General features: G+C 52.2%; 25 protein-coding genes. 13 read left to right on the top strand and 12 right to left on the bottom strand.

Annotated features, from left to right (window positions below; all coding sequences use genetic code 11):
- Positions 1 to 5 precede the first annotated feature (5 nt).
- Positions 6 to 1,154, bottom strand: a complete 1,149-nt coding sequence (gene dgoD, locus ACGYLY_RS28150) for a galactonate dehydratase (RefSeq protein WP_395286083.1) — start codon at positions 1,152 to 1,154, stop codon at positions 6 to 8.
- A gap of 147 nt (positions 1,155 to 1,301) precedes the next feature.
- Between dgoD and hisS the strand changes: the two genes are divergently transcribed.
- Complete coding sequence (hisS, locus tag ACGYLY_RS28145; protein ID WP_395286084.1) at positions 1,302 to 2,600, top strand: histidine--tRNA ligase; 1,299 nt, start codon at positions 1,302 to 1,304, stop codon at positions 2,598 to 2,600.
- A 13-nt stretch (positions 2,601 to 2,613) separates the two neighbouring features.
- Here hisS and ACGYLY_RS28140 read toward each other — a convergent pair whose 3' ends face one another.
- Positions 2,614 to 3,849 (bottom strand): RNA-guided endonuclease InsQ/TnpB family protein, encoded by a 1,236-nt coding sequence (locus ACGYLY_RS28140; RefSeq protein ID WP_395291318.1) that lies wholly within the window; start codon positions 3,847 to 3,849, stop codon positions 2,614 to 2,616.
- Between the two features lie 3 nt (positions 3,850 to 3,852).
- Positions 3,853 to 3,981, bottom strand: a complete 129-nt coding sequence (locus ACGYLY_RS28135) for a hypothetical protein (protein WP_395286021.1) — start codon at positions 3,979 to 3,981, stop codon at positions 3,853 to 3,855.
- 52 nt (positions 3,982 to 4,033) lie between these two features.
- Here ACGYLY_RS28135 and tnpA point away from each other — a divergent pair, with 52 nt between their 5' ends.
- Together tnpA and tenA are read left to right on the top strand one after the other, a co-directional pair.
- Positions 4,034 to 4,432: an IS200/IS605 family transposase gene (gene tnpA, locus ACGYLY_RS28130; protein WP_395286022.1), complete on the top strand. Its 399-nt coding sequence runs from the start codon at positions 4,034 to 4,036 to the stop codon at positions 4,430 to 4,432.
- Positions 4,433 to 4,649: 217 nt separating this feature from the next.
- Entirely contained in the window at positions 4,650 to 5,315 is a 666-nt protein-coding gene (gene tenA / locus ACGYLY_RS28125) for a thiaminase II (RefSeq protein WP_395286023.1), read from the top strand.
- A 7-nt stretch (positions 5,316 to 5,322) separates the two neighbouring features.
- Here the strand turns inward: tenA and ACGYLY_RS28120 are convergent, their stop codons facing one another.
- The gene (locus ACGYLY_RS28120; protein ID WP_395286024.1) at positions 5,323 to 5,556 is read right to left on the bottom strand and encodes a hypothetical protein; all 234 of its coding nucleotides are present in this window, start codon (positions 5,554 to 5,556) and stop codon (positions 5,323 to 5,325) included.
- Between the two features lie 127 nt (positions 5,557 to 5,683).
- Between ACGYLY_RS28120 and ACGYLY_RS28115 the strand changes: the two genes are divergently transcribed.
- Complete coding sequence (locus tag ACGYLY_RS28115; protein WP_395286025.1) at positions 5,684 to 5,887, top strand: hypothetical protein; 204 nt, start codon at positions 5,684 to 5,686, stop codon at positions 5,885 to 5,887.
- Positions 5,880 to 6,134, top strand: a complete 255-nt coding sequence (locus ACGYLY_RS28110) for a hypothetical protein (protein ID WP_395286026.1) — start codon at positions 5,880 to 5,882, stop codon at positions 6,132 to 6,134. The genes ACGYLY_RS28115 and ACGYLY_RS28110 overlap by 8 nt, the downstream gene beginning before the upstream one ends.
- Before the next feature lie 204 nt (positions 6,135 to 6,338).
- Here ACGYLY_RS28110 and ACGYLY_RS28105 read toward each other — a convergent pair whose 3' ends face one another.
- Together ACGYLY_RS28105 and ACGYLY_RS28100 are read right to left on the bottom strand one after the other, a co-directional pair.
- Positions 6,339 to 7,745 carry a PAS domain S-box protein gene (locus ACGYLY_RS28105; protein WP_395286027.1) on the bottom strand — a complete coding sequence of 469 codons (1,407 nt, stop codon included), beginning with the start codon at positions 7,743 to 7,745 and terminating at the stop codon, positions 6,339 to 6,341.
- A 189-nt stretch (positions 7,746 to 7,934) separates the two neighbouring features.
- Positions 7,935 to 8,558 carry a response regulator gene (locus tag ACGYLY_RS28100; RefSeq protein ID WP_395286028.1) on the bottom strand — a complete coding sequence of 208 codons (624 nt, stop codon included), beginning with the start codon at positions 8,556 to 8,558 and terminating at the stop codon, positions 7,935 to 7,937.
- Between the two features lie 233 nt (positions 8,559 to 8,791).
- On the opposite strand from ACGYLY_RS28100, the gene ACGYLY_RS28095 reads away from it, so the two are divergent.
- The 3 genes from ACGYLY_RS28095 to ACGYLY_RS28085 all read left to right on the top strand — a co-directional run bounded on the left by ACGYLY_RS28095 (position 8,792) and on the right by ACGYLY_RS28085 (position 12,431).
- On the top strand, positions 8,792 to 9,439 hold the full coding sequence (locus ACGYLY_RS28095; protein ID WP_395286029.1) for a helix-turn-helix domain-containing protein: 648 nt from the start codon (positions 8,792 to 8,794) through the stop codon (positions 9,437 to 9,439).
- 436 nt (positions 9,440 to 9,875) lie between these two features.
- Positions 9,876 to 10,940 (top strand): helix-turn-helix transcriptional regulator, encoded by a 1,065-nt coding sequence (locus tag ACGYLY_RS28090; protein ID WP_395286030.1) that lies wholly within the window; start codon positions 9,876 to 9,878, stop codon positions 10,938 to 10,940.
- 894 nt (positions 10,941 to 11,834) lie between these two features.
- The gene (locus tag ACGYLY_RS28085; protein WP_395286031.1) at positions 11,835 to 12,431 is read left to right on the top strand and encodes a hypothetical protein; all 597 of its coding nucleotides are present in this window, start codon (positions 11,835 to 11,837) and stop codon (positions 12,429 to 12,431) included.
- 42 nt (positions 12,432 to 12,473) lie between these two features.
- Here ACGYLY_RS28085 and ACGYLY_RS28080 read toward each other — a convergent pair whose 3' ends face one another.
- Positions 12,474 to 12,707, bottom strand: a complete 234-nt coding sequence (locus tag ACGYLY_RS28080) for a UPF0058 family protein (protein WP_395286032.1) — start codon at positions 12,705 to 12,707, stop codon at positions 12,474 to 12,476.
- Positions 12,708 to 12,927: 220 nt separating this feature from the next.
- Here ACGYLY_RS28080 and ACGYLY_RS28075 point away from each other — a divergent pair, with 220 nt between their 5' ends.
- From ACGYLY_RS28075 to ACGYLY_RS28065, 3 genes are all read left to right on the top strand, one after another.
- On the top strand, positions 12,928 to 13,227 hold the full coding sequence (locus ACGYLY_RS28075; RefSeq protein WP_395286033.1) for a PadR family transcriptional regulator: 300 nt from the start codon (positions 12,928 to 12,930) through the stop codon (positions 13,225 to 13,227).
- A 1,193-nt stretch (positions 13,228 to 14,420) separates the two neighbouring features.
- On the top strand, positions 14,421 to 15,380 hold the full coding sequence (locus tag ACGYLY_RS28070; protein ID WP_395286034.1) for a transcription initiation factor IIB family protein: 960 nt from the start codon (positions 14,421 to 14,423) through the stop codon (positions 15,378 to 15,380).
- A gap of 377 nt (positions 15,381 to 15,757) precedes the next feature.
- Positions 15,758 to 16,108, top strand: coding sequence for a PadR family transcriptional regulator (locus tag ACGYLY_RS28065; protein WP_395286035.1), 351 nt, complete (start codon positions 15,758 to 15,760; stop codon positions 16,106 to 16,108).
- 67 nt (positions 16,109 to 16,175) lie between these two features.
- Here ACGYLY_RS28065 and ACGYLY_RS28060 read toward each other — a convergent pair whose 3' ends face one another.
- From ACGYLY_RS28060 to ACGYLY_RS28050, 3 genes are all read right to left on the bottom strand, one after another.
- A complete protein-coding gene (locus tag ACGYLY_RS28060; RefSeq protein WP_395286036.1) occupies positions 16,176 to 16,586 on the bottom strand; it encodes a hypothetical protein in 411 nt (136 codons plus the stop codon).
- Positions 16,583 to 17,374, bottom strand: coding sequence for a ParA family protein (locus ACGYLY_RS28055; protein ID WP_395286037.1), 792 nt, complete (start codon positions 17,372 to 17,374; stop codon positions 16,583 to 16,585). The genes ACGYLY_RS28060 and ACGYLY_RS28055 overlap by 4 nt, the downstream gene beginning before the upstream one ends.
- Positions 17,375 to 17,757: 383 nt before the next feature.
- Positions 17,758 to 17,940, bottom strand: coding sequence for a hypothetical protein (locus ACGYLY_RS28050; protein WP_395286038.1), 183 nt, complete (start codon positions 17,938 to 17,940; stop codon positions 17,758 to 17,760).
- A gap of 413 nt (positions 17,941 to 18,353) precedes the next feature.
- On the opposite strand from ACGYLY_RS28050, the gene ACGYLY_RS28045 reads away from it, so the two are divergent.
- Entirely contained in the window at positions 18,354 to 18,596 is a 243-nt protein-coding gene (locus ACGYLY_RS28045; protein ID WP_395286039.1) for a UPF0058 family protein, read from the top strand.
- Positions 18,597 to 19,121: 525 nt separating this feature from the next.
- Here ACGYLY_RS28045 and ACGYLY_RS28040 read toward each other — a convergent pair.
- Together ACGYLY_RS28040 and ACGYLY_RS28035 are read right to left on the bottom strand one after the other, a co-directional pair.
- Positions 19,122 to 19,463, bottom strand: a complete 342-nt coding sequence (locus ACGYLY_RS28040) for an ArsR family transcriptional regulator (protein WP_395286040.1) — start codon at positions 19,461 to 19,463, stop codon at positions 19,122 to 19,124.
- Positions 19,464 to 19,867: 404 nt separating this feature from the next.
- Complete coding sequence (locus ACGYLY_RS28035) at positions 19,868 to 20,341, bottom strand: Lrp/AsnC family transcriptional regulator (protein ID WP_395286041.1); 474 nt, start codon at positions 20,339 to 20,341, stop codon at positions 19,868 to 19,870.
- A gap of 204 nt (positions 20,342 to 20,545) precedes the next feature.
- Between ACGYLY_RS28035 and ACGYLY_RS28030 the strand changes: the two genes are divergently transcribed.
- On the top strand, positions 20,546 to 20,824 hold the full coding sequence (locus ACGYLY_RS28030) for a HalOD1 output domain-containing protein (protein ID WP_395286042.1): 279 nt from the start codon (positions 20,546 to 20,548) through the stop codon (positions 20,822 to 20,824).
- Positions 20,825 to 21,068 lie beyond the last annotated feature (244 nt).

The raw sequence follows: 21,068 nt of genomic DNA, 5'->3' as shown, positions 1-21,068 counted from the left end.
TCACATCACCACTCCGCGACGCCGCCGTCGTCGTGCCGCCAAATCGGGTTGTGCCAGTCATCGTGTCCGGCCCGCTCACGGAGGACCGCTTCGTCTGGTTCGACACCCAGACCCGGACTGTCAGGAAGCGAGACGTATCCCTCCTTGTAGTCGAAGACGCTCGGGTCGGCCAGATAATCGAGAACGTCCCCGCCTTCGTTGTAGTGGATGTCGAGGCTCTGTTCCTGAATCAGCGCGTTCGGCGAGCAGGCATCGACCTGCAAACACGATGCCAGCGCGACCGGACCTAACGGGCAGTGGGGCGCAAGCGCCACGTCGTAGGCTTCGGCCATCGACGCGATTTTGTGGACCTCGGTGATGCCACCAGCGTGCGAGAGGTCCGGTTGAATCACGTCCACCGCGCCCGATTCGAACACCTCCTTGAAATCCCAGCGCGAGTACATTCGCTCCCCTGTCGCGATTGGAATAGAGGTGTGGGACGCGAGATGCGGCAGGAACTCGTTCTGCTCGGGGAGCACCGGTTCCTCGATGAAAAACGGGTCGTTCGGTTCGAGGGCGTCTGCGAGTCGTTTCGTCATGGATTTCGCCACGCGGCCGTGGAAATCGACGCCGATGTCCACGTCGGGACCGACCGCCTCGCGAACGGCGGCCAGTCGTTCGCCGACCGAATCGACCGCCGCAGGGGTGTCGATTCGGCGGAGTTCCGGCGTGGCGTTCATCTTCAGCGCGGTGAATCCGGCATCGACCTTCTCGCGGGCGGCGTCGGCGACGCCTTCGGGTCGGTCGCCACCGACCCACTGATAGACTCGAACTCGGTCGCGGACGCGACCGCCGAGCAGTTCGTACACCGGCGCGTCGAACGACTTCCCCCGGATGTCCCACAGGGCCTGATCGATGCCGGCGATGGCGCTCATCAGAACGGGACCGCCACGGTAGAACCCGCCGCGGTAGAGACGCTGCCAGTGGTCTTCGACGCGCATTGGGTCCTCGCCGAGCAGGAAGTCGTTCATGAGTTCTTCCACCGCGCCGCGAACGGTCTTCACGCGGCCCTCGACGACCGGTTCGCCCCACCCGACGAGGCCGTCGCTCGTCTCGATTCGAAGGAACAACCACCGCGGCGGCACGGCGAACAGCTCGTAGTCGGTAATTCGCATGCGAGGCAGTTGTCGCGGGCAGAAGTAGTGATTTGGGTCACGGCATGTGCTGAAGAGAAAGGTCGGCCCACGAAACCCGGAACAGACGAAACCTTACAAAATCGGGAGATAGCCAAACGTAAATCGCTCGCCTTCGATAGCCGAAACATGGACGAACTCGAGAGCCTCAAGGGCTTTTACGACCGCTACCCCGAGGAGTGGGCGGCGTGGCGAGAAATCGTGGACACCGTCGAGGAGACGGCCCGCGAGTTCGGTTTCCGCGAAATCGACGCCCCAAGTGTCGAACCGACCGACCTCTTCCGGGTGAAATCGGGCGACGAAATCGTCGAACAGACGTACAGTTTCGAGGACAAAGGCGGACGCGAGGTCACGCTCGTCCCCGAACAGACGCCGACCCGTTCGCGGTTGGTCCAACAGCGCAAGGACCTCGGAACCCCGATGAAGTGGTTCGACACGTCGAAGCGTTGGCGCTACGAGGCGGTCCAGAAGGGCCGCGACCGCGAGTTCTTCCAGACCGACATCGACATCTTCGGCGTCGAATCAGTTGAGGCGGACGCCGAAATCATCGCCTGTGCGGCCACCATCTACGAGAAACTCGGCGTCGCCAATTCCGTGGAGTTCAGGCTGAACGACCGACAATTGCTCGATGCCCTCCTCAAAGCGATGAACGTGGAGGGGAGCAAGGATGTGATGCGCGTCATCGACAAGAAGGAGAAACTCAGCCGCGAGGAGTTCCTCGACAACCTCGAACTCGAAGGCGTGGACCGTGCGACCGCCGAAGAGATAGACGAACTCAGCGCCATCAGCGGCGAAATGGAGAGCGCATTAGTCGAACTCTCGGGCAAAGCGCCCGAGGGCGATGCGGCGGACGAAGCCATCGAACGGATGCACGACCTCTACGACGTACTGTCGGCGTACGGCGTCGAGTCGATGTGTACCTTCGATCTCTCCATCGTGCGCGGGATGGACTACTACACCGGCCTCGTCTTCGAGGCGTTCTCGACCGAGAGCAACCTTCGTGCGCTGTTCGGAGGCGGGCGCTACGACCACCTCATCGAACAGTTCGGAAGCCGCGAGGTTCCGGCCATCGGCTTCGCGTTCGGCTACTCCACGACGATGCAGTTGCTCAAGGAACTGGGAGAGTGGCCCGACGAGGCGCTTTCGACCGACGCCTACGTGCTGACGATTTCGGACTCGGTCCGAGAGATAGGACTGGAGTACGCCAAAGACCTGCGCGGTGCGGGGCTGACGGTCGAAACCGACCTCACCGGACGGAGCGTCGGCGAGCAGTTCGGCTACGCGGACCGCATCAACGCCGAATATACCGTCGTCGTCGGCGAACGCGACCTGAACGAGGGCGTCGTAACCGTCCAGAACATGGATTCGGGCGAGGAAGAACGGGTTCCGAAGGACGACGTCGTCGACGAAGTTCTCGACCGACTGTGAACGTCCCCCGCGGTCAAGCCGCGGGGCTTCCTGCTTCGACGACGTGCTTTGCATCCACCCGTCCCGAGTGACGAGCAAACGCAGGGAGCACAGTCTGCACAGGCGTTGATTCGGGCCGTCCCGGCCCTACATGAAGAGAATTGAGTCCCCTGTCGAGGATGTTCTTTGCCGCGTTCAAGTCCCGATCTTCGGTGTGACCGCACGCCGGACACGAATGTTCTCGCACCCATAGCGGCTTTGACGTTTCCACACCGCACTGGTTGCACTCTTTCGTGGTTCCTCGGGCGTCTACTCGCACCACGTGCGTTCCGTACAGGTTGCCTTTGTATTCGAGCAAATCGAGGAATCGGGACCACGAAGCGTCTTGCTTGTTTTTCGCCGATTGACTGGTTTCGAGCATCGGCTTCACGTCCAAGTCTTCGACTGCTACTACGTCGTATTCCCGAACGAGCCACGTCGAAAGCTTGTGCTGAAAGTCGAGCACCTTCCATCGAATGCGTCGTTTTGCACGGGCGACTTTCTGGCGCTGTTTCTCCCAGTTGGCCGAGCCGTGTTGCTTGCGATCGAGCGACCGTTGTTCTCGGGCGTACTGTTCGTACTCCGATTCCAAGTCCAAGCATTCGACTGAAAGGTCGTCGCTCGTGTGGATGTACGACTGAATACCGAGGTCCACACCGATACAGTCGGCGGGGTCGATATCTTCGGGGTCTGCTTTCGCGGATAAATCCACTTCGACTACGAAACAAGCGAACCATGCGCCAGTTCGTTCCTTTTTGAGAATGGCGCGTTTGACGGTCTCGGTGTCGGGCAAGTCGCGGTGTGCTCGTATCGGTATTTCGCCGATTTTCGAGAGGGTAAGCGTCCCGAAGTCTTGGCCCGTCGTGTGATTGACGTTGTAGCCTTCTGACTGGTACGCTACTGACCGAAATTCTCCCGTTCCTTGCCACTTGAGCCGTCCTGTCTTGCGACCGTTCTCTCGGTGTTTTTTGAGCACCTTCTGGTCTTTTTGTATCTGTGAGACCGTCTGTTGAGCCGCGTGTGCCGACACTTCGGCAAACATCGACCATCGTCGTTTCCACTTGGTGAGTTTCCGATGTTGGTCGTAGGCACTCGGGCGGTCGTTCCGCGGTGCTCGATAGTAGTCGCGGACGGCGTGGTTCCGTATCTGTCGGTGGATCTCGATATGTCGCCACGCTTCGCTCGCTACGTCTTCGTCGGGATACGCACGGAAGCGAAGCGTGAGGTCCATTCGCTATTCGGACTCCTTTCGTCGCTGCTCCTGAATCGCTTTCTGAAGCAACCCGCTCGGAGAGAGGTGCGGTTGGTTGTCCAACCACTCGCCGTCTTCGTCCGAGACGGTGACAGTATATCTTTTGCTCACATGCTAAGTGTGCACTGGAACATCTTAAGTGTACTGAATGCGTAGTCTGTGCATGGAAGTTCGTCGCGGGAATCACACCGTCTATACAATTAACTATCATTTCGTCTGGTGTCCGAAGTATCGCCATACCATCCTCGATAAGATTGAGCCGTCGTTGGAACTGAGTATCCGAAAGGTGGCTGAACAGTACGGATACGACGTTCTCTCGTTGCACATTGCTCCGGACCACGTGCATCTGTTTCTGTCGGCACACCCGAAACACGCCCCGAGCGAAATCGTCCGAACGATTACGAGCGTTACCGCCCGAGAGATGTGGGAACAGCACGAATCGTTGTTGGCGAAAGTGTTCTGGGGCGGTGGGTTCTGGGAACGCTCGTTTTACGTGGGGACGGCAGGAGAAATGAGCAGCCGGACTGTGGAACGATACATCAACCGCACGGAGCATGTTTGAATCAAGCGTACGCGATTCACCCTCGGGGTCAAGCCCCGAGGCACTCTCGCTGTATTTTCTGTAGAATCCACCGCCAACGTCCCCGCGTTCTTATTTTCACGTTCTTTTCCACTTTCTATTTTCTCGTATTCGGATTCGCTTGGAGATGAGCGGTCATGCACGGGACGGTGGGACTGTGAACCACTAGATTATACCACTGGAGAATAGACAGCAAATCATGGCGTTCAGCGACCGACTGCTCGCGACTGGCGACCGACTATGGGAGGAACAGAAAGCACACCCGTTCGTGGTCGAATTGGCCGAGGGGACGCTCGACCCCGCCGCGTTCCGTCACTGGGTCGAACAGGATTACCGGTACCTCCTCGACTACGCTCGGGTGTTCGCACTCGCCGGGTGCAAAGCGCGTGACGAGGAAACGATGACCCACGCGTTCGGCGTCGCCCATCGGATTCTCGCCGACGAAATGGACCTCCACCGGTCGTTCGCCGCCGAGTACGGAATCTCCCGGGCGGAACTCGAATCGGTAGAGAAAGCACCGACCTGCGTCGCCTACACGAACTATCTCCTCCGGACGGCCTACGAGGGAACGCTTGCCGAACTCGCGGCGGCCGTCTACCCGTGCGGTCAGGGATACCTCGACATTGCGGAACACATGGCGACCATCGCGGACGGAGACCACCGCTACACGCCGTTCATCGAGAAGTACACGAGCGACGAGTTTCGGGACGCCGTCTCGTGGATGCGGACCTTCGTGGACCAGCAAGCCGAGGCCACGCCCGGACTTCACGATGCGATGGAAGAAGCCTTCGTGACGAGTACGCGTCTCGAAACGGCGTTTTGGGGGATGGCGTACGAGTGCGAGACGTGGTCCGACACGCGCTAGGAAACCATCAAAACCGTCGAATCGGGAGACGGAAGAAGGAATCGGGAGCAACAGGGAGGATGGAAAAACCAGCAGAAATTTGAAAACTGTCCAAACCAGCAGAAATTTGAAAACTGTCCAAACCAGCAGAAATTTGAAAACTGTCCAAACCAGCAGAAATTTGAAAACTGTCCAAACCATCAAAACAAGCAAAACCGTCCAAACCAGCAGATCGGGGATAGGGTCGGGCGTTTACTTTCACTCAGCAGTAGTCGGAAATGCGACGGGAAACGCTGCCTGTAGTGGGGCAAGCGGTGAGAACCCTCCGATTATTACTTTCACCTCGGATAAGGCTCGATATTTAGAACGGAATCGTCGTACGATCGAACATGAAAGCACACGACATCGACGGGCCGATTTCGAAGTGGCGCTACACCTGCCCGAACGGTCACACCAGTTGGGAGCCGACGAACAGCCACTTCTGGTGTCACCAGTGCAGCCGAGTACCCGAGACGAACGCCGAATTCTGGAAACTCCGGGACAGGAAAACGGGCGAACTGCTCGCTCGCGAGAAGGTGAGTATCCATGGCTAACGCCCACCGAGGGGACGTCGACGATGCTCACCGATATGGCGTGTGGAACCACCACACCAGTCGAAATCGGTGCTGTCGCAATCCCGAGTGTCGAAACGAACACGTCGACCCCACCTTCGCGCGAACAATGGGGACCGACGACGGAATCGTGTTCGCCTGCCCCGAGTGTGCACCGTGGTCGGCGCTCAAGCGAGGGATAGCGGCGGACCCGACCGTCGATCATCGCGTCGAAAGGAACTGGCGATAGAAACCCGTGGCAATCCCTGGACAAACCATCGTCGGTTCTCTCCCGCACAACGAATCGCGTCCACTTTCACCGCGGGTAAGAACAAATTCCTTTCAACCGTGTTCTGTCGGTTCGAACGCGGGAGTGCCCGCACGAATTACGCGACTGTCATCCCCTGCAACCCGATTTCGTTTCCAGCATGGCGGACGGTTCCCCTTCCGTCCGCTATTCGAAATCGATGCCGGTGATTTCGAACCGTGAGCCGCCGTTACTCGCATCCGAAACGTCGATTTCCCAGCCATGGGCTTTCACGATTTGCTCGACGATCGACAACCCCAAGCCGGTTCCGTTGTCCGTCGTGTAGCCGCTCTGAAACACCAGTTCGCGCTCGTCGGACGAGATGCCGGGACCGTCGTCAGCGATGCAGACGCCGTTCGAACTACGCTTGACGTGAACGGTAACGTCCTGCCCGACGTGTTCGACCGCGTTCCGGAACAGGTTCTCGAAGACCTGACTGAGCCTGTCGATGTCCGCCGAAATCTCCTCCTCCACGTTCTCCAACACCAACGTCGCCTCGGGTGGTGCGGCCCGCGACCATGCATCCTCCACGATGTCGTGAAATCCCGTGCCCTCCTTCTCGGAGAGCGCATCGGGTTTCCGTGCGAGGTCGAGCATCTCGTTTATCATTCGTTCCATTCGGTCGAGGGCATCAGTGACTTCCTCGAACGCATCCTCCGAGTTTTCTGCCTGCGCGAACCGTAGATACCCCTGTGCGATGCCGAGCGGATTGCGAAGTTCGTGGGCGAGCATGCTGGCGAACTCGTCCAGACGTTCGTTTTGGCGTTGGAGTTCCTGCTTTCGGTGCTTGTGTTCCGTCACGTCTCGAATGATGCCGATGACTTCGGGATGCTCCGCGTTGAAGCGCATCTGCGTGGTGTTGATTTCGGCGTATCGAGTCTCTCCGTCCGGGGTCATGTACGTCACCGAGTACGGGGAAGAATTCCCTCGCTTCCGCTCGCGCATATCGGTGATTAGCTTATCCAGCGAGTCGTTCGGAAACGCATCGATGCGTTCCAGACGTTCGCCGAGAACGGCCGAACGTGAGAAGCCGGAAACGTTACAGAAGGCATCGTTTACCGCTTGAATTCGACCCTCAGCGTCGAGGACAAACACGGGGTCCGGGGCGGTCTGGAACAGAGTTCGAAACCGTTGTTCGCTCTGTTCTTTCTCCCGCTCGATTTCGACGGAAAGCCGTCGTCGTTCGAGGAGACCGTCCAAGCGTGCCTGTAAAACCGCTTTCTCGATGGGCGTCGTGATGACCTCGTCCACGCCCTGCCACACTTCGGGGGTTCGTGCGGGAGAGGCGGTCGATGTGACGAGGAGATACGGGAGGAACGTAGGAAGGGACAACTCCTTTTTCGCTTCGAGTTCGTCCCGATATCGGGCGAAGGACCCCTCATCGACGATACACAAATCGAAGGATGTATCGATGCCATCAGTGTCGAAAACGACATCGTACTCGGACGTGAGCCAATCGGCTAACAGCCGACGGTTTCGACGGTGGTCGATAAGCAGGAGGATGCTTCCCTTCGAAACGGATTCCAGATGGGATACTGACCTGTTTTCTCTCATGGACATCGCTTCCATCTGCGGTCGATCGAACGGATTCCGCGGGACGCGAACGGGGTCGTAGAAGAGATGGCAAGGACCGTCCGGAGATGTGTTGTAGCGACCAGTATCATAGATATCCATTCGTAGTGGTTGTATGCGTTCGGTTCATCGTCAATCGAGTGTTGTGGGACGGCCGAATGATGGAAGCGATTAGTCTTCCGATTCTGGTGCGTCGCGTCGTGTCGCGGATTCCATTAGCTTCGACCCGGAGTCGTTGCGCTTGTGGAACTCCGCTCGAAGGTCATCATCGTCCAACTCCGTGACAGTGGACGAGAGATTGTTCCTGAGCGATGCCAGTCGTTCCTCGAGGACGCCGTATCCATCGTTTTCGGGGAGCGCCGCCGACCCCTTACGCTCGTCGAGAGCCGCCTTTTTCGACGAAAGTGCGAGCAACTCCTGTACTTGTGAGTCGTACGTCGAACGCGTTTCGAGCGAGGAGACGATTTCGCGGAGCTGATCGGGATCAGAAACTGGCTTACAGATATAGGCGTCGAATCCGAGTTCGATGATATCGAAATCCGGTTCGACCGCGGTCACCATCGCAACTCGACAGTCGAAGTCCCGATCGCGGATTTCGGCGAGAACTTCCTGACCCGAACAGTCAGGCATTCGACGGTCGAGGAGGACGATATCGACGTCGTCGTCGATCGTCTCTAGCGCTTCCGTTCCGTTGTACGCTTTTCGAACGTCATAGGAGTCTTCGAGCCATCGAGTGTGTAAGTCGGTAATCGCATGTTCGTCATCAACGATGAGAATGGTCGGCTTGTCAGACATGGGTTATGTTGAGGTTCACTGCCGGTGCTATATCAAATTTAAGGGCGCTATTTGTATGCCGACAGTGTTTTCGAATATGATGCATGAACTACACACACTCGTCTTGCAATCAATAAACCGGTGGATCGCATTTTTATAAAAATTTTTCGAAAATAGTGTCAAAGTCGACAGCAAGCGACGGAATGAACCACCGATAGCTACAATATACCCGAAACCATGCGTTGGCTAAAGAGATGAGCGTTCTAACCGAATTTACCGTACCTGCGGACGAATTCATTCTCTACGAGGCACTGAAAGAGATCTCGGAGACGTACGTCGAAATAGAACGTGTAGTCGCGAACAGTGAATACGTAACTCCGTATTTTTGGGTGAGTACTGACTCGTTCGAGCAGTTCGAGCAGGCACTGGACGAGGATAAAACGGTAAAGTCGATAACACTGCTCGAAGATCACGACAGCGAACGGTTATACCGTGTCTCTTGGCGCCAACGTACAGGGACGATCGGTCACGCTGTCTCACAGCTGAAAGCCAGCATTTTAGAAGCGACCAGCGACGGGAGCAAATGGAATCTCAAACTACTGTTCCCCAGTAAATCGTCACTGACGAAATTTCACGACTATTGTTCTGATTTCGGAATTTTATTCCGTCTGACTAGTTTGTACGAATCTCGACATCTGGATGCGTTTGGGAAGTATGAAGTGACATCCAAACAACGTGAAGCACTCATGGTAGCACTCGATTTAGGCTACTTCAATATTCCCCGTGAGGCAACATTGGAACACGTTGCCGAGAAACTTGATATATCTCCGAACGCACTCTCAACACGACTACGGCGTGGCCATGCGAATCTTATCACAAACACGTTACAACATGAAGGGTAGTGCATGCATTTGCAAGCCAATGCTTTTTGATACCCCAGTAGCTAATAAGGAATGGTAATAGTCACACATTGGCTTTAGGGTCGGCTACTGTTTGGCTTACAACGAATATGCCGTTGTCGATAACGGCTCGTAGATATGAACGAAGATAGATGGGAATATGAGAACGGAAAGGACGTGTGGAGACATCCATGTATATCCAGCTGTTGTAGACAAAATGATATCATACACGTCGAAAAAATTTCCATTCGTGACTGGACAGTAGCAAAAAATCGTTTGGAAACGTCGAAGCGATTGGAGATTCAACAATCGAAGATACAAACGTATATTAGAGGATAGTATAGGAGAACAATGCATTGATACCGAGTTCCGGTGTATTTACTATGCGAAATAGTTTCGCGGATGTGAAGTTGATAAAAAATATTGGAAAATGACATAAATGAACGTTCGCAAGATAGAAAAAGACCTCCAAGGAGCATCAAACGTTCTCGTCCTCGCCCCCCTGACCCCCGATGGAAACCGGGCACAGATGGAGCTTGTCGCTTCGACACGACCTGAAAACATCAGCCTTGCTGCAGTCACCTACACGCAACAGCCGGGACAGTGGCTCGACGACTGGCAACGAAGCGTCGGAAAGCAACCACGCGAAATACGTTTCATCCATGCAAGTGGGATGGCACAGTCGGAAACGTACGATGAGCAGACACCCGCCACCGTGACAACGGAAGTCGTCGACCCGACCGATCCGATGGAGATCATCGTTCCGCTCAGTAACCGATTGAAGGAGTGGACGGACAGCGAAACACAACCTGTCGTATCGGTTCAAACGTTGACCGTTCTGCTCGAATACGTCGATTTCGATACCGCATTTCGCTATCTCCACATACTCACACACCGAATACAAGCGGCGGGGGCAGTCGGCTATTTCCAGATGGACCCCGACATTCACGACCCGGAAACCACGAATACGCTGAAAACTCTGTTCGACGTCGTTGTCGAGAGCTCCAACAGCGGTACCGAGTGGAGAACGACACCTGCGTACGCACCGAACAGTGAGACGACAGAATCAGCTGAATCCGTTGATTCCGCTGAATCGGCAAAAAAACCGACCGAGGGGCCGCTTTCGTCTATCCGAACTATTCTGTCCGGGCTGTTCAACCGAAAAAAGACGAAAGAAGAGAGAAAAACAACCGTCGAAACCACTGACAAGGAGGTCTTGCAAGAAGATGAGCCGGAACCCGAACGATCACAAGTCAGAAACCTTGCAGACGAGGAGATGCTGACCGACGAGGAGCGTATTCGGTCACTCCTCATCAAGTACGGTGGTCGCATGAAACAGGCGGATATCACGAGCGAGACGTCATGGTCCAAATCGACGGTGAGCAGAAAACTCTCGAAGATGGAAGAAAATGAGGAGATAACGCGGGTTCAAATCGGGCGCGGAAATCTCGTATTCCTCAACGGGTCCGAACCAGAAGCGTCGAAAACATTGTTCGAGGCTTAATCCTGTTCGACGGCGAACGTGCTCGCGATAAGTTGTCAAGTGGCACGTCATAGATGTTGTGAAACCTCCGACATGAATGTCGAGCTTTTTGCGATTTCTCCCCTGAGAGATACAGCGTGGAACGTTGTAGTAATCCGACTGATGGCGATGAGAACCGTATCACGTTGTGACCAAGCAGCTATGTTTCATTCGTTCCCCATCGGACTCCCATCACACAGTTGTCTCACGCGATTCTATGTTCTGGGCACGATTTCAGAAGTTCAATGAAGGATTTGCATAGGAGAATAGAGATACGAGTAATCTCATCCGCGGGTCCCACTATTTACGTGATTAAGTATCGAGGATGTATATTTACGTAGAGTTGCACACGAGGGAGTTGGAGTCATGAGCGCTAACGTCCCTCGTGGCCGGATATTGTTATACTCTGCCTCCGTGCTGGGCGTATCTTCTCTATGGTTTACCCCCTCATTACTATAAAGGTGTTAATCAAAATAAAAAATCGGGATATAATGAGTTGAAATAATTCAAGTAGGAACAACAGAAATGCCCATACATAATTGTTTCAATAAGTGTCAGATTTATTAATTCAGGCCAACTGAGTAACAGGGCAAATAGTAAACGAGAGCCACCGACTCAACAAGACTTCCAAGAAAGAACCACAAGGATACCTAACACACCTTTATAAAGCGATTTACAGGACTAAAACGGCGTTTTATCTTATATAATATTATAGGTAGGATATACATCTAAAGTCAGAAATCACTTATTCATACGATAGTCGAATGTTCATATTTATCCATGTACTAAACAATGAAGATATCTATCGCAACAGTTCGCAACAAACCGGGAGAACTTTATTGGTTTATTATCTAATCTTCCGATAATTCGTCCGTCATGAGCGCTACAGAATTTCACTCCGACGATAGGGAAACACAGACCATTCCAGATGCGACTGTCGAACCTGAACTGTCGAAGAACAAAATATTCCACCTACTTCAGACACCACGACGGCGCTACGCCCTCCAGTATCTGAAAGAACACGATACGCCTGTCGAAATGCGTGACCTCGCCGAGCAGGTCGCAGCATGGGAAAACGAGACGAACGTGCAAGCGCTCACATCTGACGAGCGCCAGCGCGTGTACATTCCGCTGTATCAATCTCACCTCCCGAAGCTCGATGAGGAGGGTATCATCGAATACAACCAAAGCCGTGGGACGGTCAAGCGGACAAAGCTCGCGGACCAACTCGACCAATATCTCACTATCGAGATAGCTGAAACCGATAACATAGCCGAAACAGAACGAGAACTATCGTGGGGATCCTACTACCTCAGCACCTCAATAATCAGCACTCTCCTCCTCTCAGGTTCAGTTTTAGGCATACCCGTACTCTCGACACTGCCGTCTATTGCTATCGGAGGAGCCATTGTTGCCATGTTTTCGTTCATAACGCTGATGCAGGTCATAGCCGATGAGAAGCGCGAACTGTAAACGGGATTCAAACAGTAGTACGACGAACCGGCATAAGATCTATTAATCAGCGTGTGAGGTCAACTGCTCTTCTTTCGGACTCATCATGTCAGTAAGTTCATCGAGAAGTGCAAAAATAGCTTCCTGATGGGCAGTTTTTGATTGATGTATCGATGTCGGATTGACAGCGAGCTGCTCGTACTCCGAACAATCGGTGGAATGACTACTTAGCGTCTCATATTGGTTCTGTACCTCTGCGAGGAGCCCATGAATATGAATCAGCTCTTGTTTCTTCATATCATAGCCACATGATGACTCAGCGCATATATAATCTTGGGCGAATTCCGAACAGATGACCCATGAATGATGATGTACAAACGACGGAGTGATGAAAAGGATTTGTGACGAGAAGAGAATTGTCAAATTTTATCGGCCATGTTTATTCCGTTTTTCATCGGATAAGGACGCATTATCATGCACTTAACTAATACCCTGTAGACATAACATCGAGTCGAACATGTACGACTTGACTGGCTTCCAGCGAGACCTGTTGTACGTCATCAACGGGTTGACCGAACCGCACGGACTCGCAATCAAAGAAGAGCTTGAAGACTACTACGAAAAGGACATTCACCATGGACGGCTCTACCCGAACCTCGATACCCTGGTAGACAAAGGGCTAGTTGAGAAGGGACAGGTAGACCGCCGAACGAACTACTACACGCTCACCCGACGTGGACAGCGAGAGATTGAGGCACGTCGCGAGTGGGAATCCCAATACGTTGGCGACAAAGAAAGTGCCGAAATAGCAGACTAGCGACGATCCAAATTCACCATATTGCAGATCCCTAGAGGTAAAACGCAGAAGTACTAACACGTAGCTTTTGCAGGGGACTTGCTTTTTAGACTCCATCTAATAGCCATTGGGCTAAAGCGGAGAGTGTGTACTACACCAACAAACTACGGCATCTCAGATCAAGTAGGTACGATTTAGCGTTGTACGTAGTGTAAGTTTTGTGTCCCAGTATCGCACAGTAAAATGCTTTTAGAGGAGCAGAAAACGAATCTCCGAACGAATGCTAATATCTATAAGAACTATTTGGACGAGGAAGAAATCGACGAATACATCGGAGCTAGCAGGACATATTTTGAAACGAACTCATACAGAAATGGAGTGACCGACCGAAACGGGCCAACGTTGGTGGCGGGCTACTTACCACAGTGAAAACGGGAGCGAGCATCAGGAAGAGAAACAAAACTGCGGCTCTAATGAAGAGAAACAGTATTTGATTCGATATCGGGATTCTGGCCGTGAGATTTTGTTCCATCTATGATACCACGGGGTCCTTTCGACGATACAATTGGTTGCTCAGTGCTCGAGGATATACTCTTTACCGAGACTGAAGAGGTGGAACTGATCCGATAAGATTTATCGCCTTGATGCTTTTTTAGATGGGCGCCTGAGTTGTCGTGTCGTTTTCCCCTATGTTGCGACTTACCCTATGAGGTCACGTATTTCGACCGGTTCGTACCTGTTGTATCCGGAACTCTACCATTACATTCATGACATTCACAACCAAAATAGAAATAGTAATAAAACAAATAGGAGCTCTTGAATTGTTTTAAACAGTTTCACACGATGAGAAGATGAGAAACTTCACGGAACACCGTTCGAAGTTTATCGAGAGAACGAACATGGAGATAACAGCCGAGTTCAAAGCCGCGATTGTCGAGCTGTTGATGAATAGGCAAGCAAGAATGTAATTTAATAGTTCTTGGATGCTCAAAGATACTGACCCTGACAGCGATAATGCCATGGTAGATGTTTCACCATTTGCAAAGTCCGAATGACACCTGAATTATCACCGAAGATAGTACAGAAGATGGAGATTTCTCTAAGAACTCGCCTCCGTCTATGGTTTTTCAGGAAATAGACATTAACCTGAGATGAAAGTCTTCTATGAGGGACCATCCGGGGATTTAAATGTTTGCATTGAGTATAGAGGATTGATGAAACGGTCCACTCGCCAACGGGAGCGCCGCGCGGAGCAAACCGAAACCGAGGAGGAGGAGGGGGTCAAGGGATGTCCCGAGTGCGGGTCGAAAAACCTCGTTAACAGTGCGGATCAGTCCGAAATCGTCTGCGATGACTGTGGACTGGTCGTCGAAGAAGACCACGTTGACCGCGGGCCAGAGTGGCGCGCATTCAACCATAGCGAACGACAGAGCAAGTCGCGCGTCGGCGCGCCCACTACGCAGACGATGCACGACAAAGGGCTGACCACGACTATCGACTGGAAGAACCAGGACGCATATGGCCGGTCGCTCTCGTCGGAAAAGAGAAGCCAGATGCATCGTCTGCGCAAGTGGCAAGAACGCATTCGGACGAAAGACGCGGGCGAACGCAACCTACAGTTCGCACTCTCCGAAATCGACCGAATGGCATCCGCGCTGGGTGTACCACGATCGGTACGCGAAGTTGCTTCAGTCATTTACCGTCGTGCACTGGCCGAAGACCTGATCCGCGGGCGCTCGATTGAAGGCGTTGCAACGAGCACGCTGTATGCCGCCTGTCGGCAGGAAGGAATCCCACGGAGCCTCGAAGAAGTAGCCGAGGTGTCACGAGTGGATCAGAAGGAGATCGGTCGAACCTATCGATACATCTCCCAAGAACTCGGTCTCGAAATGAAACCGGTCGACCCAAAGCAGTACGTTCCTCGATTCTGTTCCGATCTCGGCGTCAGTGAAGAAGTGCAGTCCAAAGCGAACGAGATCATCGATACGACGGCAGAACAGGGACTTCTCTCAGGGAAATCACCGACTGGCTACGCTGCCGCCGCGATTTATGCCGCATCGTTGCTGTGTAACGAAAAGAAAACCCAACGTGAAGTCGCTGACGTCGCGCAGGTAACAGAAGTCACCATCCGAAACCGATACCAAGAGCAGATTGAAGCACTCGGTATTCACTAGTCGCTGAAGAATTCACATATCCACCGGAATTTTTACATACTGTCAATATCTCCGACTAATCACGGGATCGGTTGTCACCGTGAATTTTAGGGAATGTAACAACCTTAGACCGATAAATGGTAAATTCTTAATGGTTAAAAATGTTTAATTACTTTTCCCACACATTACCATGGATACTTACTAACCGGCAAAGAAACGTAGCAAGAGTTTCGTAGAGAAGCAACAATAATAGCCAGAGTCCTAAACATTACATCGAAAAATACTAATATCTTCAACAAATTGATTGCTGTTAAATAATTTTTATAATAGAGGTCATAAATATTGCTCCGAGTAGGAAAGTTTATATTCACTGTCAATCAATATCATACGATACTACCATGTCAGAGGCAGAATCTGTTAGTAGTGTCGAGACTGCACGCGATCTCACCGCATTCCAACAAAACGTCCTGTTGGTTCTCTCGGAGGAATCCCGATACGGACTCGCGATCAAACGTGAGCTCGAGGACTACTACGACGAGGAAGTAAACCATGGCCGCTTGTACCCCAACCTCGACACACTCATCGAGCGTGGTCTGGTAGAGAAAAGCGAGCTGGACAAGCGAACGAATGAATATGCAGTCACCGACAACGGAATTGCCGTCCTGCTCGACTCGTTCGAATGGCGCTTCCAAAAGTTCATCACTGACGATGAACGCAAAGCGGAGCTTCAGACCCTCCTCGAACAGTAGAGAATTGTAAACGGCCGAGAATCATTTTATCAAACGGAACGATACAGAGTGGCGACTACCGACCAATTCACTCGAAGCGGCGCACGCATTCTCGAAGCGATTCACCATCCATACCATCGAGTGCTTCGAGACCGGCTTGAACGACTAACGGATAGAAGTGACGATTTTTCTCCAGTTCGTCGCCGACCGCCCGCTCATACGCGAGATTGAGTTCCTTGTACCTGAAGTTCAACTCCGATCGCTGCTTTTCGGGGAGATACATGTAAGTCCCGACACGGGTCGCCTTCACGCTCTCCGATTCACTCGCATGGATAGTATCATCGGATGAAACGACGTCAGTCTCTGACGATTCTGATGCAACGTCCGTTTCATTTCCCGTCGAAGTGTCGGCGCGTTCGGCAGGTTCGGACGTCTCAGTCTGTTTCTCACGCTTTGCACGACGACGACGGAGACGGTCAGCACGACTCTCGTCGCTCATGCGGACACCTCCGCCAAACCGAACTGCTGTTCCAGGTCCTCGGCAATGGTGAGGAACACAGGAGCCATGTCACACTCCTCTTCGAATTCGAAGACGGAACAGCCGGCGGAGAACGCACGCTGGAGCGTTACCCGTTTTCTGACCTCCCAAATAGGGATATCGGTGAACACTTCGTCGAACCACGTTAGCATGGAATCCGCTTCGTTAGTCGTCTCGACGCGGTTGGCAACGAGCCCAAGGTCACGAATCTGCGTGTCGTATTCTGCTTCAAGAACCTCCATCTGGTCGAAAAGGATTTCCAGTGCGCGTTTGCTTGTCGATTCGGCGAGCGCGGGGATGAGGACGTTCTCCGCGGCAAGCAAAGCATTGTCCGTGAGATTGCCGAGATATGGTGGGCAGTCGATAATGATGATGTCATAGTCGGTATCGAGTGAATCGAGGACCTGTATTAGACGTTCGCGTCCACGCATCGCCATCGTGAGTTCTGGCTCGACGCTAGTCATGTCGATATTGCTCGGGAGGACGTCCATCTCTTCGTGAGAGACGATGAGTGAACCGACCTCCCCGCGTGCTTCGTGGTCAGTCAGTGCATCGAACAAGGTGGGAGGTTGTGCCTCGTACTCCGCTTCCAACCCGAGCCCCTCGGTGGCGTTTCCCTGTGGGTCTAGGTCGACGAACAGCACTTCGTGTCCACGGTGGTGTAAAGCCCCTGCGACATTGATCGCTACCGTGGTCTTGCCGACTCCGCCCTTCTGGTTCGAGACGGCTATTTTGGCTGTATCGGACATACAAAATAGAAAAACCATCCAAACCACATAAAAGCGCGTCAGACGTTTGCAAATAAGCCATAACAGCCACCAATACGCTGGTTCTCAATCCTAGCAAAACTATCTCTGCTAGCAAAACAGGTTTTGCTAGTCATATATCATGATGAGATTAGGGCTTCTTTGCGAGCTTCGCGTTGGATTATTGATAGCACACCTAATTTTGCTTGTTTTGGGAAATCAGATAGTTTTGAGTATGTACCGTTTAGATTGTTTATACAGTTGTAATAATTTTATAGTAGTATAAATTGAATTTTTGATGAATTAACGGGGCAACACCTCTTTTTGCCAGAAAATGGGTATATCATTCATCTTACTTTGTTGGCAGGATAGCATTCCTGTTGATCTTAGACCGGGCGCTCGCGCTGTGTGATTCCGATGATGAGCGTTCCAACAGCAAGGATCAGTACGCCGGCTGCAAGCAGCACCAGCGGCGTGTTGATGCCAAGAATGAAATTCGCAAAGAGAAGCACAGCACCAAGAAGTACTAATCCCAACCCTACCCAGAGTTGCTTTGTTTGTCCGAACATCCCAAATGAGTTCGCTTGGAATGGACATAAAGAGAGTGCTAATCGATCGATTCGGATAAGTTTAGTATCAGAAGTCACTTGCATAACTCAAAAGTTGCCCATTCGGGGTAGTTGCAGCCCAATATAGCGGTTACGGCCGTCTTTATTTCACATGAATAAATAAAAATATTGTTTGGTCCGCAGTCACTCTGACCGTTGTGGCCGTTAATATTCTTCCTCCTCGATGACTGTGCGTCGAGACAACAACCGAGTCCCGGTTCGACCATTTTTAACAATAAAGATCATCTATTAAATTAATGTATGACTAATAAGGTAAAACAGAAGCGTAAAATAGCCTCAGAAACCCTGCGTTATCGTGTGGGAGGATGTCTCAAGGAAATACTATAGGGGTTCGGTCGTTAGTTGTCTTCGGGATGAAAAAACAAGAGCTCATTCACCTGCACGGACTGCTTTCGGAAGTACGAACACGGTTTGAGGAAAAAACCGATTCCGCATATAATAACACGGGATACGACGAACAGAATACGCGGCCAACTTCTATTCACCACTCGAAAAGCGACCACAAAGAAGCTGTACTCGAATTGGCAAACGAGCTCACGACGAATATGACGAGCGAGGAAACAGAAACAGAAACCGTCGCTCCTTACGCCGACTAATTCCTGCAAAAAGACGTATTAGAGAGCTGTAATGGATACTAGCGATAGCTATTCAAGCGAGATCTCATCGTAGAGAATACGAATTCTAATAGACTAGCTCTATTTGAGGTTTAGCGATACCGTAGAGATGGATTCATCGCTTTAGGTGCTGAAAGACGTGTAGTCGGGGTTAAGATAAATTTTCTGAATGTATTTCGGAGAGCAGCGAGGATGAACTGAATATTTTATGCTTTTAATGTAGCGAGATGCGATTTATAAACATGTGAATGGCTATTTTCGTACGTTAGAGGCCTTATGTCCTCGATTCACATGAGAGACAATGAGATACTATCCACTGCCGCCTAAATCCATAAGCGGAAGTGGAATCGGGCAAGTCGACGCTGTCCACAAAGCACGAAACCTATCCTCGCCAACTAGCGGCTTGTTCTCCACATCTCGACTCCAATCAATCCCGATGTAACCCACCACAAGCTCTGGGAGAATCGTCAGCCAGGTCGATTGACCACGCCAATCAGCCCGCCACTCCTACAGCCAATCGTCAGGCAGTTCGTCAGCATGATCCTGCATCAACTGCAGGAACGGGCGAAGTTCCTCGAATTGTGGCCCTCTCCGTATTTCGTTCGTGTCTCGATCCCACTCGATGAGGCCTGTGTCTTCGAGCTTCGGGAGATGAATGTGTATCATGTGGACTTTGAGCTGCTCTACGTCCTCATCAGCGATAGAGACATCAAGTGGAAGGTGGGTGTCCTCATCATGCTGTGGATTGTGTTCCAGCAGGGTGGTGAGTAATCTTCGGCGATACGTGTTTGCTAACGCGTCGAGAACGATATCCAGCGACGTATTCGATGATGGGGCATTATTTGACATTGCTCAGCCAGTCCTCCTCGTGACTACATCGTCCGACCCATATACGGGAGGATCTGGAGTAGATGGTTGTTTCGCACGAAGGTATTCCGTGAGGTCGTCTACCGAAACCTCAGTGTCGTGGTGCAGAAGATAATTCAGTGTGTGTCGCACCTCATGTTGACTCAGGAGGCACAAAACGTCGTCAAGGTTAAAGTTCCGTGACGATGGTGCCGTGGTCGACCGCGAATTCGCTCGGGTATCATGGTCTTGTTTCTCAAAAGTCATTCTAGCACCTAGTTTGCTCAAATCCGCATTAATGTTGTGGCTTTCACAACACTATGGGTGTAGAATGCGCAGAATATGGGCATCAGATTGCAAAATCTGCACTCCATTCACCCACTTGAAGATGTCACGACGAACTCCCGTTACCGACCGTTTTCGATCTCGAATTCCTCCCACGGGCGCATATGGTGATTCGTAATGATTTCCGAGGAGACGACTTCGAAGCCCATCGTAGCAAGCTCATTCGATATCCCCGTAAGATCACTCGTATCGATCGCGACGACCTCAATATAGATGTTGCGCGTACTCGTGAGCATCTCACGTACGTCGACGACGCCATGATAGTCGAGGGCAGCGGCAGCTAACTCCTCCCGTTCCTCTGCGGGCGCACTACAGACGAAGAGCACATGGAGCGGGAAATTCGCTCGTTCATAATTGATTTTCGGATAGTAGCCTTCGATGACGCCGTTCTCTTCCATCTCTTCGATCCGGTTTCTGACCGTGCTGGCCGAGACGTCAACGTCCTCGGCGATGTCGGTGATCGTCGTGTTGCGAGCGTCTTGTTGGAGTGCGAACAGGATGCCGCGATCGACCTCGTCCAGTGCGACGGAACTCATGGTCCGACGAAGCACGCCAATCTACATGAAACCTTGTTCGCGGTTCCGAAGTCATCACTTCGAGTGTGCATATCCACAGACCAGTAGGCTTCCTTTGTTTATACTAAATTCGAATTGTGGAAATATTCTAATCCGACGATATAACTGTGAAATACTTCACAGAGGCATAAATGCTTATGTGGATGTTCGACCTATCCCCGCACAATGGACTCGGAACCACCATCGCAACAAGTCGTTACAGCTGTTGCACGGGAGGAGGGGCTGGCTCCACACGAGTTGGCATCACCACTCTACGACACGATCAATCCCGAGGCATTGGATGCCATCTTCGCGAATGGGAGACCCAACGTCACTCCGGCCACCATTTCGTTCGAATACCACGGATACGAAATCGAGATCGCGGGCACAACAGCGGCAGATATCACGGTTCGCGCCACAGCACCCACGACATCTGACGAAACCAAATCCCGACCACCACACTAAGTATCGTCACGGGTCGAGGCGCGATTCTACCTACTGATTCGGAGTGTAGCCAGCTCCTGCAGAATGGACCAGATGTGTGGATTGAAGTGGCGAACTTCAGTAGCTCCTGTTAAAACCGCAGCGGTAGTAGACTCCCAGGGCACTCTTGAGTTGATCACTGTGTATTTCGTGTTCATATGGAGCGTGCCAACTGTCGTCGATTTCGATGGTCGAATTCGACTGCTCTAAACAATCAGTGGAAAAG

The organism is Haladaptatus sp. CMAA 1909 (genome assembly GCF_043952005.1).
GTDB lineage: Archaea > Halobacteriota > Halobacteria > Halobacteriales > Haladaptataceae > Haladaptatus.
The sequence above is the reverse complement of the archived record's forward strand: the minus strand, read 5'-3'. Positions and strand labels throughout refer to the sequence as shown.

Coding starts and splice junctions, on each gene's coding strand:
- dgoD (WP_395286083.1), bottom strand. CDS start 1,154: ATGCGAATTACCGACTACGAGCTGTTCGCCGTGCCGCCGCGGTGGTTG.
- hisS (WP_395286084.1), top strand. CDS start 1,302: ATGGACGAACTCGAGAGCCTCAAGGGCTTTTACGACCGCTACCCCGAG.
- ACGYLY_RS28140 (WP_395291318.1), bottom strand. CDS start 3,849: ATGGACCTCACGCTTCGCTTCCGTGCGTATCCCGACGAAGACGTAGCG.
- tnpA (WP_395286022.1), top strand. CDS start 4,034: ATGGAAGTTCGTCGCGGGAATCACACCGTCTATACAATTAACTATCAT.
- tenA (WP_395286023.1), top strand. CDS start 4,650: ATGGCGTTCAGCGACCGACTGCTCGCGACTGGCGACCGACTATGGGAG.
- ACGYLY_RS28115 (WP_395286025.1), top strand. CDS start 5,684: ATGAAAGCACACGACATCGACGGGCCGATTTCGAAGTGGCGCTACACC.
- ACGYLY_RS28110 (WP_395286026.1), top strand. CDS start 5,880: ATGGCTAACGCCCACCGAGGGGACGTCGACGATGCTCACCGATATGGC.
- ACGYLY_RS28105 (WP_395286027.1), bottom strand. CDS start 7,745: ATGAGAGAAAACAGGTCAGTATCCCATCTGGAATCCGTTTCGAAGGGA.
- ACGYLY_RS28100 (WP_395286028.1), bottom strand. CDS start 8,558: ATGTCTGACAAGCCGACCATTCTCATCGTTGATGACGAACATGCGATT.
- ACGYLY_RS28095 (WP_395286029.1), top strand. CDS start 8,792: ATGAGCGTTCTAACCGAATTTACCGTACCTGCGGACGAATTCATTCTC.
- ACGYLY_RS28090 (WP_395286030.1), top strand. CDS start 9,876: ATGAACGTTCGCAAGATAGAAAAAGACCTCCAAGGAGCATCAAACGTT.
- ACGYLY_RS28085 (WP_395286031.1), top strand. CDS start 11,835: ATGAGCGCTACAGAATTTCACTCCGACGATAGGGAAACACAGACCATT.
- ACGYLY_RS28080 (WP_395286032.1), bottom strand. CDS start 12,707: ATGAAGAAACAAGAGCTGATTCATATTCATGGGCTCCTCGCAGAGGTA.
- ACGYLY_RS28075 (WP_395286033.1), top strand. CDS start 12,928: ATGTACGACTTGACTGGCTTCCAGCGAGACCTGTTGTACGTCATCAAC.
- ACGYLY_RS28070 (WP_395286034.1), top strand. CDS start 14,421: ATGAAACGGTCCACTCGCCAACGGGAGCGCCGCGCGGAGCAAACCGAA.
- ACGYLY_RS28065 (WP_395286035.1), top strand. CDS start 15,758: ATGTCAGAGGCAGAATCTGTTAGTAGTGTCGAGACTGCACGCGATCTC.
- ACGYLY_RS28060 (WP_395286036.1), bottom strand. CDS start 16,586: ATGAGCGACGAGAGTCGTGCTGACCGTCTCCGTCGTCGTCGTGCAAAG.
- ACGYLY_RS28055 (WP_395286037.1), bottom strand. CDS start 17,374: ATGTCCGATACAGCCAAAATAGCCGTCTCGAACCAGAAGGGCGGAGTC.
- ACGYLY_RS28050 (WP_395286038.1), bottom strand. CDS start 17,940: ATGTTCGGACAAACAAAGCAACTCTGGGTAGGGTTGGGATTAGTACTT.
- ACGYLY_RS28045 (WP_395286039.1), top strand. CDS start 18,354: ATGAAAAAACAAGAGCTCATTCACCTGCACGGACTGCTTTCGGAAGTA.
- ACGYLY_RS28040 (WP_395286040.1), bottom strand. CDS start 19,463: ATGTCAAATAATGCCCCATCATCGAATACGTCGCTGGATATCGTTCTC.
- ACGYLY_RS28035 (WP_395286041.1), bottom strand. CDS start 20,341: ATGAGTTCCGTCGCACTGGACGAGGTCGATCGCGGCATCCTGTTCGCA.
- ACGYLY_RS28030 (WP_395286042.1), top strand. CDS start 20,546: ATGGACTCGGAACCACCATCGCAACAAGTCGTTACAGCTGTTGCACGG.